This window comes from Aeromonas bivalvium (assembly GCF_000819765.1).
GTDB classification, from domain to species: domain Bacteria; phylum Pseudomonadota; class Gammaproteobacteria; order Enterobacterales; family Aeromonadaceae; genus Aeromonas; species Aeromonas bivalvium.
The window spans coordinates 83,025-96,240 of sequence record NZ_CDBT01000056.1 but is presented as its reverse complement, the minus strand read 5'-3'; the positions used below and the strand labels follow the sequence as shown (position 1 = coordinate 96,240).

Annotated in this window: 15 protein-coding genes; 6 read left to right on the top strand and 9 right to left on the bottom strand. The window is 65.8% G+C overall.

Features of this window, described 5'->3' with window-relative positions; translation table 11 throughout:
* Together BN1119_RS16810 and BN1119_RS16805 are read right to left on the bottom strand one after the other, a co-directional pair.
* On the bottom strand, positions 1–409 hold a 409-nt coding region (locus tag BN1119_RS16810), incomplete at its 3' end, for a superoxide dismutase (RefSeq protein ID WP_042000736.1).
* 27 nt (positions 410–436) lie between these two features.
* Complete coding sequence (locus tag BN1119_RS16805) at positions 437–862, bottom strand: DUF2753 family protein (protein ID WP_042000733.1); 426 nt, start codon at positions 860–862, stop codon at positions 437–439.
* A gap of 233 nt (positions 863–1,095) precedes the next feature.
* Here BN1119_RS16805 and BN1119_RS16800 point away from each other — a divergent pair, with 233 nt between their 5' ends.
* Together BN1119_RS16800 and BN1119_RS16795 are read left to right on the top strand one after the other, a co-directional pair.
* Complete coding sequence (locus BN1119_RS16800; protein ID WP_042000730.1) at positions 1,096–2,007, top strand: esterase/lipase family protein; 912 nt, start codon at positions 1,096–1,098, stop codon at positions 2,005–2,007.
* Positions 2,004–2,750: a lipase secretion chaperone gene (locus BN1119_RS16795; protein ID WP_052448081.1), complete on the top strand. Its 747-nt coding sequence runs from the start codon at positions 2,004–2,006 to the stop codon at positions 2,748–2,750. The genes BN1119_RS16800 and BN1119_RS16795 overlap by 4 nt, the downstream gene beginning before the upstream one ends.
* 134 nt (positions 2,751–2,884) lie before the next feature.
* On the opposite strand, the gene BN1119_RS16790 is transcribed toward BN1119_RS16795, so the two are convergent.
* The 4 genes from BN1119_RS16790 to sgrR all read right to left on the bottom strand — a co-directional run bounded on the left by BN1119_RS16790 (position 2,885) and on the right by sgrR (position 8,207).
* On the bottom strand, positions 2,885–3,586 hold the full coding sequence (locus tag BN1119_RS16790) for a hypothetical protein (protein WP_042000727.1): 702 nt from the start codon (positions 3,584–3,586) through the stop codon (positions 2,885–2,887).
* A gap of 32 nt (positions 3,587–3,618) precedes the next feature.
* A complete protein-coding gene (locus BN1119_RS16785; protein ID WP_042000724.1) occupies positions 3,619–4,014 on the bottom strand; it encodes an acyl-CoA thioesterase in 396 nt (131 codons plus the stop codon).
* A gap of 166 nt (positions 4,015–4,180) precedes the next feature.
* Positions 4,181–6,358: a catalase/peroxidase HPI gene (katG, locus tag BN1119_RS16780; protein WP_042000720.1), complete on the bottom strand. Its 2,178-nt coding sequence runs from the start codon at positions 6,356–6,358 to the stop codon at positions 4,181–4,183.
* A 154-nt stretch (positions 6,359–6,512) separates the two neighbouring features.
* A complete protein-coding gene (gene sgrR, locus BN1119_RS16775; protein ID WP_042000717.1) occupies positions 6,513–8,207 on the bottom strand; it encodes an HTH-type transcriptional regulator SgrR in 1,695 nt (564 codons plus the stop codon).
* A gap of 100 nt (positions 8,208–8,307) precedes the next feature.
* On the opposite strand from sgrR, the gene BN1119_RS20250 reads away from it, so the two are divergent.
* From BN1119_RS20250 to BN1119_RS16760, 4 genes are all read left to right on the top strand, one after another.
* Positions 8,308–8,484, top strand: coding sequence for a hypothetical protein (locus BN1119_RS20250; protein ID WP_084205529.1), 177 nt, complete (start codon positions 8,308–8,310; stop codon positions 8,482–8,484).
* Between the two features lie 150 nt (positions 8,485–8,634).
* A complete protein-coding gene (locus BN1119_RS16770; protein WP_042000714.1) occupies positions 8,635–9,903 on the top strand; it encodes an O-acetylhomoserine aminocarboxypropyltransferase/cysteine synthase family protein in 1,269 nt (422 codons plus the stop codon).
* A 102-nt stretch (positions 9,904–10,005) separates the two neighbouring features.
* Positions 10,006–10,632, top strand: a complete 627-nt coding sequence (locus BN1119_RS16765) for a glutathione S-transferase family protein (RefSeq protein ID WP_042000711.1) — start codon at positions 10,006–10,008, stop codon at positions 10,630–10,632.
* Positions 10,633–10,828: 196 nt separating this feature from the next.
* A complete protein-coding gene (locus BN1119_RS16760) occupies positions 10,829–11,410 on the top strand; it encodes a hypothetical protein (RefSeq protein WP_042000708.1) in 582 nt (193 codons plus the stop codon).
* Between the two features lie 80 nt (positions 11,411–11,490).
* On the opposite strand, the gene BN1119_RS16755 is transcribed toward BN1119_RS16760, so the two are convergent.
* From BN1119_RS16755 to BN1119_RS16745, 3 genes are all read right to left on the bottom strand, one after another.
* Positions 11,491–12,237 (bottom strand): SDR family oxidoreductase, encoded by a 747-nt coding sequence (locus tag BN1119_RS16755; RefSeq protein WP_042000705.1) that lies wholly within the window; start codon positions 12,235–12,237, stop codon positions 11,491–11,493.
* 57 nt (positions 12,238–12,294) lie between these two features.
* Positions 12,295–12,534, bottom strand: a complete 240-nt coding sequence (locus tag BN1119_RS16750) for a DUF3624 family protein (protein WP_042000702.1) — start codon at positions 12,532–12,534, stop codon at positions 12,295–12,297.
* Between the two features lie 72 nt (positions 12,535–12,606).
* On the bottom strand, positions 12,607–13,095 hold the full coding sequence (locus BN1119_RS16745) for a GNAT family N-acetyltransferase (RefSeq protein WP_042000699.1): 489 nt from the start codon (positions 13,093–13,095) through the stop codon (positions 12,607–12,609).
* Between the last annotated feature and the right edge of the window lie 121 nt (positions 13,096–13,216).

The following is a 13,216-nucleotide window of genomic DNA, read 5'->3' as shown; positions in this document are numbered from 1 at the left end:
TCACCACCAGCCAGGCCCAGCCGCTGCCAAAACGGGTCAGGGCCGCCTGGGTGAACAGCTGGGTGAAGGCCTCGACGCCCCCCAGATCCCGCTCCATGGCCGCCAGCAGTTCCCCCTGGGGCTGACCGCCCCCCTGCGGGCTCATCACCTGCCAGAACAGGGAGTGATTGGCGTGGCCGCCGCCGTGGTTGCGTACCGCCCCCTGCAGGCTGGCGGGCAGACTCTCTATCTGGCCAAGCAGCTGATCCAGGGGCGTGTCGGCCCACTCGGGGGCGGTCGCCAGGGCGGCGTTGAGGCCGTTGACATAGGTCTGATGGTGGCGGCTGTGGTGGATCTCCATGGTGAGGGCATCCAGATGGGGTTCGAGTGCATCGTAGCCATAGGGCAGGGCGGGCAGGACATGATTCATAGGCAACTCCTTGCGATGTATGGATATTCAATGAAGGGTGTGAGCGGCACGCTCCTGACAGGCGCACTGTCCGAGGCAGGCCTGGATGGCGGCATTGGGCCCCCGCTTGCGCAGGAAGGCGAGCAACTCCATCTGGGTGTGACGACTGTGGTTGCGGGCGGCCGCCCTGAGCTCGCTGCGACAGTGAGGAGAGCCGGAGAGGTGCAGCAGTTGCTGATGGGCCTGGCAGAGCAGGGTGCAGGCATCGTCCGTCTCCCCCATGGCCAGCAACAGGTCGGCCAGGTTGTGACTGGCGACCACCAGGGCGGCGACCACTTCGTCCGCATCCTGCCAGTCGAGCAGCTGCTGCTCGGCCAGCAACAGGGCCTGGCGATAACCTGGCAGGGCAGCCAGATGGTTCCCCTCGGCGAAGTGGTGATTCGCCAGCCGGGTATGGTGCCGCCATTGCGCCATGGGATCCTGTCTTGCCATCGTCTCGCCCGTCCCAACATTGAATGATAGTGATTATCATTTCATACTAATTCGCCCCAGACAAGCAGACCCGGGCAACCCCATATGGGGGAACGGCGAGCGCGCCTCGTCATTTAGTGATCCCAGACACAACCCGGCTCCCCTTCGCCAGCCATGCTGTGCAGGCTGGCATGATGCCGGCCGTGACCCATGACCCTATCAACAAGGATGCTGATATGAAGAGATGGTGGTTGCTGCTGCTCTGCACCCTGCCCCTGCTGGGCCAGGCGAGCGGCTATACCCAGACCCGCTACCCCATAGTGCTGGTCCATGGCCTGTTTGGCTTCGACAGATTGCTGGGGGTGGATTACTTCTACGGGATCCCCCAGGCCCTGAGCCGGGATGGCGCCCGCGTCTATGTGGCCCAGGTCTCCGCCACCCAGAGCTCGGAGCTGCGCGGCGAGCAGCTGCTGGCCCAGGTGCAGCAGGTGCTGGCGGTGACAGGAGCCGACAAGGTGAACCTCATCGGCCACTCCCACGGCGGCCCCACCATTCGCTACGTGGCCTCGGTCGCCCCCGACATGGTGGCCTCGGCCACCAGCGTCGGCGGCGTTCACTTCGGCTCTGAGATAGCGGACAGGGTACGGATGCGGGTCACCCCCGGCTCGGCCGAGGAGGCCCTTGCGGCGGCGGCCGCCTCGGCCCTGTCCGGGGTCATCTCCCTGCTCTCGGGGGGCGGCGACCTGCCCCAGGATCCCATCGCCGCCCTGGACGCCCTCACCAGCGCGGGGGCCGTCAACTTCAACGCCGCTTACCCGGAAGGGCTGCCGAGCCGCCATTGCGGCGAGGGGCCCCTCCAGGCCGAGAACGGCGTCTACTACTTCTCCTGGAGCGGGCGCGGCAACCTGACCAACATCCTGGATCCTGTGGATCCGGCCCTGGTGCTCACGGGGACCTTCTTCGGCGAGGCCAATGACGGCCTGGTGGGGGTGTGCAGCAGCCACCTCGGCAAGGTGCTCGGCACCCACTACCGCATGAACCATCTGGACGAGGTGAACCAGTCCTTCGGCATCCATCACCTGTTCGAGACGGATCCGGTCAGCCTCTACCGCCAGCACGCGAACCGCCTCAAGGAGATGGGGCTGTGAGGGGCCTGGCCCTGGCGGCCCTGGGCCTGCTGTTCGCCCTGCTCGGTCACACCCTGTACCCACAGGATCGCGACCCAGCCGACGCCCAACCCGAAGGCGCCACCCTGCGCCAGCAGCTGGTGGAGCGCCTCGCCAGCGGCCAGCCCATCAAGGATCCCCTGCTGGCGCGCTACCGGGACTTCCTCGAGCAGGAGGCCAGGCTGCCCCTGCCCCGGGCACCGGATCTCGCCAGCCTGACCCGGCTGTTCGAGGCCCGCGACCAGCTGCGTCGCCTCACCTTCACCCCGGAGGAGCAGGCCAGGCTGTTTGCCGAGGAGCGGCTGATGGAGCAGTGGACCCTGAGGCGCAAGGCCCTGGCCGAGGCGCCCCCCGCCGAGCAGGCCCAGCTTGGCGAGGCGCTGGCACTCTGGCTCGCCGAGCAGCCGGACTGGTTCCAGGAGGCGGAGAGCAACGGTCGCCTGATAGGAGATCTGCAACGGATCGACGCCCTGCCCCCGGAAGCGCAGCGGCTCGCCCTGCTGGAACGGGTCGGGCCGGAGGCCCAGGGGCGTCTGCAGCAGCTGGCTCAGGACCAGCAGGCGTTCGAGCAGCGGCTAGCCGGTTACCTGACGGCCCTCGCCGCCCAGGGGGATCCTGCCCCCGAGGCGGATCGGCAACTGCTGGCGGCCTGGTTTCCCGAGAGCCAGTGGCGCCGGGTGGCGGCCCTGACCCGGCTGCGCCAGGGGCAATCAGAGCCGCAATAGCCCCCAGGCCCGGCCGCCGACGCCGGGTCATGGCGCCTCCCTAGTGGCACCGGATCAGACGCCGCCCCATGCAGCCAGAGCCGCAACAAGCACGGGGCCCTGAGGCCCCGTGTGTGTCGATGATGTCTTCCCTCTCAGCGCGGCTTGTTGGCCCCCGGCAAGGGTTGCCAGGTGAGGCGAGTGACCCGGGAGCCCTGCACCTCGCACCTGAGGCTCAGATCCTGCCACCCCGCCTCCCGGCGCAGGGAGACCTCCCCCTTCATGCCCTCAGCGCCCGTCTTGAGCCTGTCCTGCTCGAAGGTCACCTTGTCGCCGCCGGTCAGGGCCATCAGCTTGTCGTTGCAGAGCCAGTGGGCAAGCTCGGCCCCCTTCAGCTTGACGCCGCCCCGCTCGGCTTTCTGCTCCGCCGGGCTGGGGGCAAACAAGGCACTCAGCTCGGCGGCGCGCCGGGTAAGCCAGGTCTCCCGCTGCGCCATGCTCATCTTGCTGACGAACTCCGCCGGCCGGCCCTGCTCGTCGAGCCACTGGGTCAGCTTGCCACTGTCGTCAAAGGCGAACTGGGCGGCGGGCTCCTTGACCCCGAACAGCTTGCCCCCCTTGAAGTAGTAACGGCTCTCGCCGACCAGCCTGCCCCCCTCGTCGCGGATGGGCACGGCTATGATGACGGGCACACCGTCGACCCAGGCCTGGATATCCACCCCGTCATGGCTCATCAGCCGGGTGTCGAGGCCATATTCGGCCCCCTTCTCCATCAGGGTGAATTGCTGTGCCAGGGGTGTGGCCAGGGCAGAGAGAGAGCAGAGCCCCAGGGCTCCGGCGAGAAGGATCTTGCGCATACGTATCCTGTGATTGGCCCTCGGGCCTTGAATTAACGCTCGAGCAACCAGGCCCGCAGTCCATCCCGCTGCCCTTCGTCAAGGGGAACGGACTGACGGGTCTGATAATCGAAATGGATCAGGGTGGTCTCTCCGGTCACCGCCAGCTCGCCCCCCTGCCAGGCCTCCTGCCAGAGGGTGAAGGAGCTGGTGCCGATGCGGCTCACCCAGGTCCTGATGGTGACCGGCTGACCATAGAAGAGTTCCCGTTTGAACTGCACTGCGTAGCCCGCGATGATCAGGTGCCAGTCCCCCACGTCGAGATCCGGGGAGAAGAGACGAAACAGGGGATCCCGGGCCGACTCGAACCAGACCGCCGGCACGGTGTTGTTGATGTGCCCCAAGGCATCCGTCTCCTGAAAGCGGGGGTGGATCTGCATCTCCAGCATGGCTGACTCCTTGTCGGTGGGTGAGGGGCCCGTGACCCTCTTCAGAGGATCAGGATGTTACCCCATCTGCGGGGCCAAAGGACAGGGACCAAGCCAGGCATGCCAGGGCCATGCCCGGACAAGAAGACGCCCCGCACAGACCCTGTGCGGGGCGTCGGGTACGACCTTAGCCGATGAGATCGAAGCGATCCGCGTTCATCACCTTGGTCCAGGCGCAAACGAAGTCAGCCACGAACTTCTCCTGGCCGTCCTGCTGGGCATAGACCTCGGCGTAGGCCCGCAACACAGAGTTGGATCCGAACACCAGATCGATCCGGGTCGCCGTCCACTTCAGGGCGCCGCTCTTGCGATCCCGCACCTCGTAGCTCTGCTTGCCGCTGGGCTGCCAGACGTTGCCCATGTCGGTCAGGTTGACGAAGTAGTCGTTGGTCAGGACCCCTTCCCTGTCGGTGAAGACCCCGTGCCGGGTGCCGCCATGGTTGGTGCCCAGCACCCGCATCCCGCCCACCAGCACCGTCATCTCATGGGCGGTCAGCCCCATCAGCTGGGTACGATCCAGCATCAGCTCTTCCGCACTGACCACATAGTCCTTTTTGAGCCAGTTGCGGTAACCGTCGTGCAGGGGCTCGAGAGGTTCGAAGGAGTCGATATCGGTCTGCTGCTGGCTGGCATCCCCTCGGCCCGGGCTGAAGGGCACCGTCAGCTCGACGCCGGCCGCCTTGGCCGCCAGCTCGATGCCCACGTTGCCCGCCAGCACGATCACGTCCGCCAGGCTGGCCTGACTGGCGGCAGCCAGGGGCTCGAGCACCTTGAGCACCTTGGCCAGCCGGGCCGGCTCATTGCCTTCCCAATCCTTTTGCGGCGCCAGACGGATGCGGGCGCCGTTGGCGCCGCCGCGCATGTCCGAGCCACGGAAGGTGCGGGCACTGTCCCAGGCGGTGGCGACCATCTCCCCGATGGAGAGGCCAGAGCCGCGGATCTGCGCCTTGAGTGCCTGCACGTCATAGTCCCGCCGACCGGCGGGCACGGGATCCTGCCAGATCAGATCCTCGGCCGGCACATAGGGCCCCAGGTAGCGGCTCTTGGGTCCCATGTCCCTGTGGGTCAACTTGAACCAGGCGCGGGCGAAGGTATCGGAGAAGTAGGCCGGGTCGTCGCGAAAACGCTCGGCTATCTTGCGGTACTCGGGGTCCACCTTCATGGCCATGTCGGCGTCCGTCATGATGGGGGTGCAGCGGAGCGACGGGTCTTCCACGTCGACCGGCTTGTCCTCCTCCTTGATGTCGATGGGAACCCACTGCCAGGCCCCGGCCGGGCTCTTGGTCAGGGTCCACTCATGGCCGAACAGCATGTCGAAGTAGCCGTTGTCCCAGCGGGTCGGATGGCTGGTCCAGGCCCCCTCTATGCCGCTGGTGACCGTATTGCGGCCAATCCCGCGGCCGGTCTTGTTGAGCCAGCCGAGCCCCTGATCCTCGATCTCGGCCCCCTCGGGTTCGGGGCCCAGCAGCTTGGCATCGCCGTTGCCATGGGTCTTGCCCACGGTATGGCCGCCAGCGGTCAGGGCCACCGTCTCCTCATCGTTCATCGCCATGCGGGCGAAGGTGACCCGGATATCCTGGGCGGTCTTGAGGGGATCCGGATTGCCGTCCACCCCTTCCGGGTTGACGTAGATGAGCCCCATCATCACCGCCGCCAGCGGATTGTCGAGATCCCGTTCCCCGGAGTAGCGGCTGTTGGGGTTGTTGGTAGGCGCCAGCCACTCCTTCTCAGCACCCCAGTAGATATCCTTCTCCGGGTGCCAGATATCCTCGCGGCCAAAGGCGAAGCCGAAGGTCTTGAGCCCCATGGACTCATAGGCCAGGGTACCGGCCAGCAAGATGAGATCGGCCCAGCTGATCTTGTTGCCGTATTTCTGCTTGATGGGCCACAGCAGGCGACGGGCCTTGTCCAGGTTGGCGTTGTCGGGCCAGGAGTTGAGCGGTGCGAAACGCTGGTTGCCGGTGCCGCCACCGCCACGGCCATCGGCGATGCGATAGGTACCGGCGGCATGCCAGGCCATGCGGATCATCAGGCCGCCGTAGTGACCCCAGTCTGCCGGCCACCAATCCTGGCTGTCGGTCATCAGGGCCAGCAGATCCTGCTTGAGGGCATCCACGTCCAGGCTCTTGAGTGCTTCGCGATAGTTGAAGTCCTGCCCCAGGGGATTGGTCTTGGTGTCATGCTGGTGGAGAATGTCGAAATTCAGGCTCTTGGGCCACCACTCCATGTTCGCCATCTCGGCGGCCGTGGTCCCTCCGTGCATGACAGGGCATTTTCCTTGGGAACGTTCTGAATTGTTGCTCATTGTTTTCCTCACTTGCTCTGCTTTCCATAACCAGAATCAGCATGGCACAGGACGATGACACCATCTGTGATCCCTGAGTCTATTCACCGCTTTTGATGCCCCGCACAATAGCCGAGGGCGTCATTGGGTGTCGCTGTGCCCCTGCTCCCGGTCATCAAGCCGCCGGGTTCTCCCACTCGGGCCTTAGCCAGGCGCTGCGAAAATCGAACCAGCCTAGGGCCGTCATCCGCACCCCGTGCACCCCGACCCGGCTCTCCAGCTCCAGCCAATGGTGAAACAGGGGCACGAACCAGCCCTGGCGCTGCACCTCGGCCAGCAGGGCGCGCGGGCCGGGCTCGGCGCCGCTGGCGCGCCACTGTGCCAGCCCCTGCCAGAGCGCCTGCTGCCCGCCCCATGCCTGCTGCAGCAAGGGAGTGCCCTGCAGCCAGGCATAGGGGGCAAACGGCCCCTCATGTTCCAGGTTGAGGGTGCCCAGCCAGAGATCCACGTCTTCGTCGGCGCCGCTCACCCAGCGGCGGTAATCCAGGGTGCGCACCTCGAGCCGGATCCTCTGCTCTGCCAGCAGACTGGCCATGGCATTGGCGCACTCCTCAAACTCCAGATGCTGGTTGAAGCAGGCCAGCACCAGGCGCGTCGGCAGGGTGGCTGGCTCGGGGCCGTGCGGGAGTGGCGGCTCGCGCCAATGGGGCAACAGACCGACGGCGCCGGTCAGGCCCCGTTGCAGCTCGGGGGCGACCCGCGCCATCAGGGCGATGGGATTGAGCAGCCGGGTCAGCCACTGGCGCAGGGCCGGATCCTGCAAGCGGGGGGATCTGTCGTCCTGCAGCAGGAAGTAGCAACCCGATTCCAGTTCGGACTCGCCGCGCATGGTGCCAAGCTCAGGGGTGTCGCTGCCGATCCTCAGGTGACTCTCCAGTCGCTCCGCCAGCTCCGGCAGCATCCAGATGTCGATCTCGTCGAGCAGGGCCCGCAGCCCGAAGTAGTCGTCGAAGGCGGTCAGCCGCAGTTGCAGGGGATCGTTGGCGCTCACCTGGTAGGGCCCAGTCCCCACCGGCCGCAGGGCGAAGCCCGCCTCCCCCGCCAGCTCCCGGGGCAGGATGGCGGCCACCGGCTCCGCCAGCAGGTGGGGCAGCCAGGGATCCGGACTGGCGAGCCGGATATCCAGGGTGCGGGGCCAGGGGCTGTCAAACCCCGCCAGGTGGCGAAACAGCGGCCGCGTCCCCAGGGCCGCTAGGCTCTCCATCACATCCTCCACCCCCAGCTCGCGGCCATGGTGAAAGCGCACCGCAGGGCGCAGATAGAAGCGCCAGTGACAGGGGGAGAGCGCCTCCCAGTGGTGGGCCAGATCTCCCTCGATTTCCCCATTTTCCTCATTTCGCCGGGTGAGGCCATTGAAGATCTGGCGGGCCAGATGTACCTCGGATCGGCGCAGGGGCCCGCTGGGCAGCAGGCTGGGCAAGGGGCGGTAGTAAGGCACCCTCAGGATCTGGCGCCCCTCCCGGGTCGCCTGGCCGAGCTGCTCGTAGAGCAGGGGGGTGAGCAGGTCCAGCCGCTCCCCCGCCAGGGTCATGGCCTGGGCCAGCTGGCCCTGACGCAGCAGCTCCCTCAAGCGGCGCCGGGTCAGGCTCTCCTGATTGTCCAGCAGGGTGAGGCGGGATCGTCGCCCCCGTCCTGCCTCCGCCGACCAGCTGAGCCAGCCCTGATCCTGCATGCGGCGCAGCAGCAGGCGGGCGTTGCGCGGGGTGCAGCAGAGCAGGTCCGCCACCTCGGCGAGGCTTGCCTCCCGCTCATCACAGCCAAGCTGCTGGGCGAGTCGTTGAAATTGTTGATAGAGACGGCTGCTGGGCATAAAAGGGGAAATCCTGTTGCTATAAGTCATCAGTTTTTACTTCCGTATTTTAGCTCAATACTGATGACGAACATGAGAGCCACAGCACAGGAGCACCATCATGCACCAGACCAGCCCCCTCAAACCGAACCGGATCCAGCAAGGAATGCGCCGCTACTTCCGCCGGATCCTGCCCCGCCCGCTGCCGCTCATCGAGGATCCCATGGCCCAGCTCAACCGCCTGATGCAGTGGGACATGGATCAGATAGATGACAGGGAGTATCGCCGTCGTCTCTGAATGAACCCCTTGTGAGGCAAGAGAGAAGAGGGATCGCCGCCATCAGCCAGCGGCACTTGGCCGGACTCGGAGGTTTACATCGGCGCCGGGCCTGCTAGATTGGACGTCTATCCATCCATAATGGCGACGACGTCCAACAAGGAGTGTGTGATGAAAGATGCGACCCTGGCCCTGCACCACGGCTTTGCCAACGACCCCACCACCAAGGCGGTGGCCGTGCCCATCTATCAGACGGTGGCCTACGAGTTCGACAGCGCCCAGCACGGGGCGGACCTGTTCAATCTGGCGGTGCCGGGCAACATCTACACCCGCATCATGAACCCCACCAACGACGTGCTGGAACAGCGGATGGCCGCCCTGGAAGGGGGCATAGCCGGGCTGGTGGTCTCGGCGGGTTCCGCCGCCATCACCTACGCCATCCAGGCGCTGACCGCCGCCGGTGACAACATAGTCTCCACCCCCCAGCTCTACGGCGGCACCTATACCCTGTTCGCCCACATGCTGCCGAGCTTCGGGGTCGAGGTGCGCTTCGCCAAGGACGACAGCGCCGAGGCCATCGCCGCCCTCATCGACGACAGGACCAAGGCGGTCTACTGCGAGAGCATCGGCAACCCGGCGGGCAACATCGTCGATCTGGCGGCGTTTGCCTGGGTGGCCCACGCCCGTGGCGTGCCGCTCATCGTCGACAACACGGTCGCCACCCCTGTCTTGTGCAAGCCCATCGAGCACGGCGCCGACATAGTGGTGCACAGCCTGACCAAGTACGTGGGCGGTCATGGCAACTCGCTCGGCGGCGTCATCGTCGACTCGGGCAAGTTCCCCTGGGGGGATCACCCTGAGCGCTTCCCCCAGCTCACCCAGCCCGAGCCCTCCTATCACGGGGTGGTCTATACGGAGGCCTTCGGCCCGGCCGCCTTCATCGGCCGGGTGCGCACCGTGCCCCTGCGCAACACGGGGGCGGCGCTGGCCCCCATGAACGCCTTCCTACTGCTGCAGGGGCTGGAGACCCTGAGCCTGCGCATGGAGCGCCACGTGGACAACGCCCTGCGGGTGGCCCACCACCTTGACGCTCACCCCAAGGTGGCCTGGGTCAGCTACGCCGGTCTGCCGAGCCACCCCCACTATCCGCTGGCGGAGAAGTACATGGCCGGCCGCCCCTCGGCCATCCTCTCCTTCGGTCTGAAGGAAGGGTATGAGGCGGGGGTGCGCTTCTACGATGCCCTGAAGATCTTCAAGCGGCTGGTCAACATCGGCGATGCCAAGTCTCTGGCCTGCCACCCCGCCTCCACCACCCATCGCCAGCTGAGCGAGGAGGAGCAGGCCAAGGCCGGGGTCAAGCCGGAGATGATCCGGCTGTCGGTCGGGATAGAAGCCATCGAGGACATACTGGCGGATCTGGATCAGGCGCTGGAGGCCTGAGTCGGCACGGAGCGGGCATCTGCCCGCTCTTTTTTGTCCATCGGTGAACCACTTGCCTCGCCCGTTCGTACACTCCATCCCGCCACCGAATCGAGGTTTCCCATGATAGTTCTGCACCACCTGAACAAGTCCCGCTCCCAGCGCATCATCTGGCTGCTCGAGGAGCTGGGCCTGCCCTACGAGATCAAGGCCTACCAGCGCGACGCCACCACCTTTTTGGCGCCCCCCGAGCTCAAGGCCATCCACCCCCTCGGCAAGTCGCCCGTCATCGAGCTCGACGGCCGCGTGCTGGCGGAATCCGGCGCCATCACCGAATACCTGATAGCCCGTCACGCCCCCGAGCGGCTGGCGCCTGCCACGGACAGTCCCGACTACCCCGAATACCTGCAATGGCTCCACTTCGCCGAGAGCTCAGGCATATTGCCGCTGCTGCTCGACATCTTCGTGCGCAAGGACGGCAGCCCGATGCGCTTCCTGCCGGACTACGCCAGAGCCGAGTGCGCCAAGGTGCTGGGCTACCTCAACGAGGTGCTGGCAAGCCGCCGCTATCTGGTGGGGGATCGCCTCTCCGGCGCCGACATCATGAACTCCTTCCTGGTGGATCTGCTGGCGCAAAACGGCCAGCTGGCCCGGTTCCCGCACCTTGAGGCCTACTGGCAGCACCTCAACACCCATCCGGCCCGACAGAAGGCGGCAGCCCTGGAGCGCGAGCTGGACAAGGACGCCTGAGTCCCGGTAGCCAAAAACGGGAGCCAGCCATCAAAACGGTGCAAGGCCGTCACCTGGCATGAGGTACTCGGTTGTCCCTTTGCTATGGTGTGACTGGGAGGGGTGACCGAACGCTTCCCATCACAATGACGCCACCAGGGTTTCGTCATCTGGGCGCTCTCGCCGGGCGCCGCTCTCTAGCCACAGGGTCTCAATCATGAAACTGAAACACGCATGGATCGCCGGTTTGCTCACCCTCTGCACCAGCCCTCTGATACAGGCCGCCGAAGCGACCGCCAATGTGGCCATCGCCCCGGGTCAGGTCAGCCTGGCGGAAGAGGTGAAGGCGGAAGCGACTGTCACCGCCATCGACATGGCCAGCCGCAAGGTCAGCCTGACAAACGCCGAAGGCAAGGTGTTCGACCTGGTCGCCGGGGAGGGGGTCACCAATCTCGATCGGCTCAAGGTGGGGGACATGGTGACGCTGCGATACCTGCAGATGCTGGATCTGGAACTGCTCAAGGGCAGCGCCGGGGTGAGAAAACGGCTGGTCGAGGTGGATGGCAGCAAGGCGGCCGCCGGTGAACAACCTGGGGCCGAAGCGGGTATGCAGGTGACCCTCTATGCGGACGTCATCGATGTGGACAAGGCGCAGCAGACCATACGGGTCAAGGGAGTGGACAAGACCCTCACCCTCAAGGTCAATGATCCGGCCCAGTTCGCCCTGATCGCCAAGGGAGATCAGATCAAGGCCGTCCAGACCACGGCCATCGCCATAGGGATAGAGCCCAAGCCGTAAGCGGGGCGACCACCCCATCCATCCGGCAAAGCAGGAGGCACCTCTCAAGGTGCCTCTTTTCATTGTGCCGAGACCGGCAGTCAGCCGCGGCTGATATGCAGCGGGCCGAAGGTCTGGGCCACCGGCATGATCTCTATGCTGTTGATGTTGACGTGGGCGGGCTGCTCGCCAATCCAGAGCACGGTATTGGCGATGTCTTGCGGCGAGATGGCCTGCACCCCCTGATAGACGGAGGCCGCCTTGGCATCGTCACCGTGGAAGCGCACGTTGGAGAACTCGGTGCCGCCGCACAGGCCCGGCTCCACATTGGTGACCCGCACCGCCGTGCCCGCCAGATCGGCGCGCAGATTGAGGCTGAACTGCTTCACGAACGCCTTGGTGGCGCCATAGACGTTGCCACCCGGATAAGGATAGGTACCGGCGATGGAGCCTATGTTGATCACATGGCCGCGGTTGCGCGCCACCATGCCCGGCAGCAGCAATCGGGTCACCAGGGTCAGGCCGCTGATGTTGGTGGCGATCATCTGCTCCCAGTCTTCCAGCTCGGACTGGTGAGCCGGGGCCAGGCCCAGGGCCAGACCGGCGTTGTTGACCAGCAAGTCCACTTCGCTCCAGCCGCTGGGCAGGCCATCGATGGCGGCCCGGGTGACGGCTTTGTCCTGCACGTCGAACACCAGGGGCAGGAAGCTCTCTCCCAGCTCATCGGCCAGACCGGCCAGCCGCTCGGCGCGGCGACCCGTGCCTATGACCCTGTGCCCGGCGGCGACCAGGGCGCGGCTGATCGCCTCACCAAATCCGGACGATGCGCCCGTTACCATTGCAATCATCTGAGCCTCCTTGGCTGTCATCAGGTTGTCGATTGAATTCATTTCACGGCGATGCCGTCATTGCAGCTCCCGTCCCGTGCTCTTGCGCCAGACAAAGACCAGCAAATGCAGGGCGAGCAGGCCGGAGCCGGCGAGGCCGAACAGCAGGGCCGTCAGGGCATTGACCGAACTGTCTGCCCCAAACCACCACCAGAGCCCCCAGCCCCCCAGAGCGATGAGCAGACACTGGCAGGCGCAGAGCGGGCAGCGCCCGAGCTTGGCCCGGATCACACTGGCGAGGCAGGCATCACAACTCATGCCGCACCCCCGAGAGCGGGCAGCGCCACTCATGCTGACCCCGGATCACGCTGGCGAGGCAGGCATCATGGCTCATACCGCTTTCCTCGCGCGCACGCTGGCGGCGGGCTCCCGCAGGGCCAGCACCAGCCGATGGGCGTGCTGGCCCCGGCCATAGTAGTCGGGCAGCCGCTGCTGGGCTCGAAAACCGAGCCGACGATAGAGGGGCAATGCCTCCTCGTTGCCGTCGGCCACCTCGAGCCGGACGGCGCCCCACCCCTGCTCCCGGCCATGGGCGATCACCTGCTCGAGCAGGCGACGGGCCCAGCCCTGCCGGCGCACCCGCCAATGGATGGCCAGGGTCTGGATCACCAGGCGATCCCAACCCTTGTGCTCCAGCAGGCAGAGATAGCCCATCAGCTGCTCCCTGTCGTCGTGCAGCAGCAGGGTCCGCCCCTTGGCATGGGAGAGCAGATAGTGCCAGCGCTGGCGGCCGAAGGCGACCTCGGGGGGAAAGCAGTATCGCTCCAGTTTTACGATGACCCCCAGATCATCGAGACGGGCGGCACGCACGGTCAGCACAGGAGAGTCCTCGCTTGAGTTATTTATCTTCAGCATCAGCAATGAGACTTGTATCACAAGTTACCAAGGCAGAATATTAGGCACTGTAACCTCTTGTCTCCCCTCGCGCCATTGTCGTGCT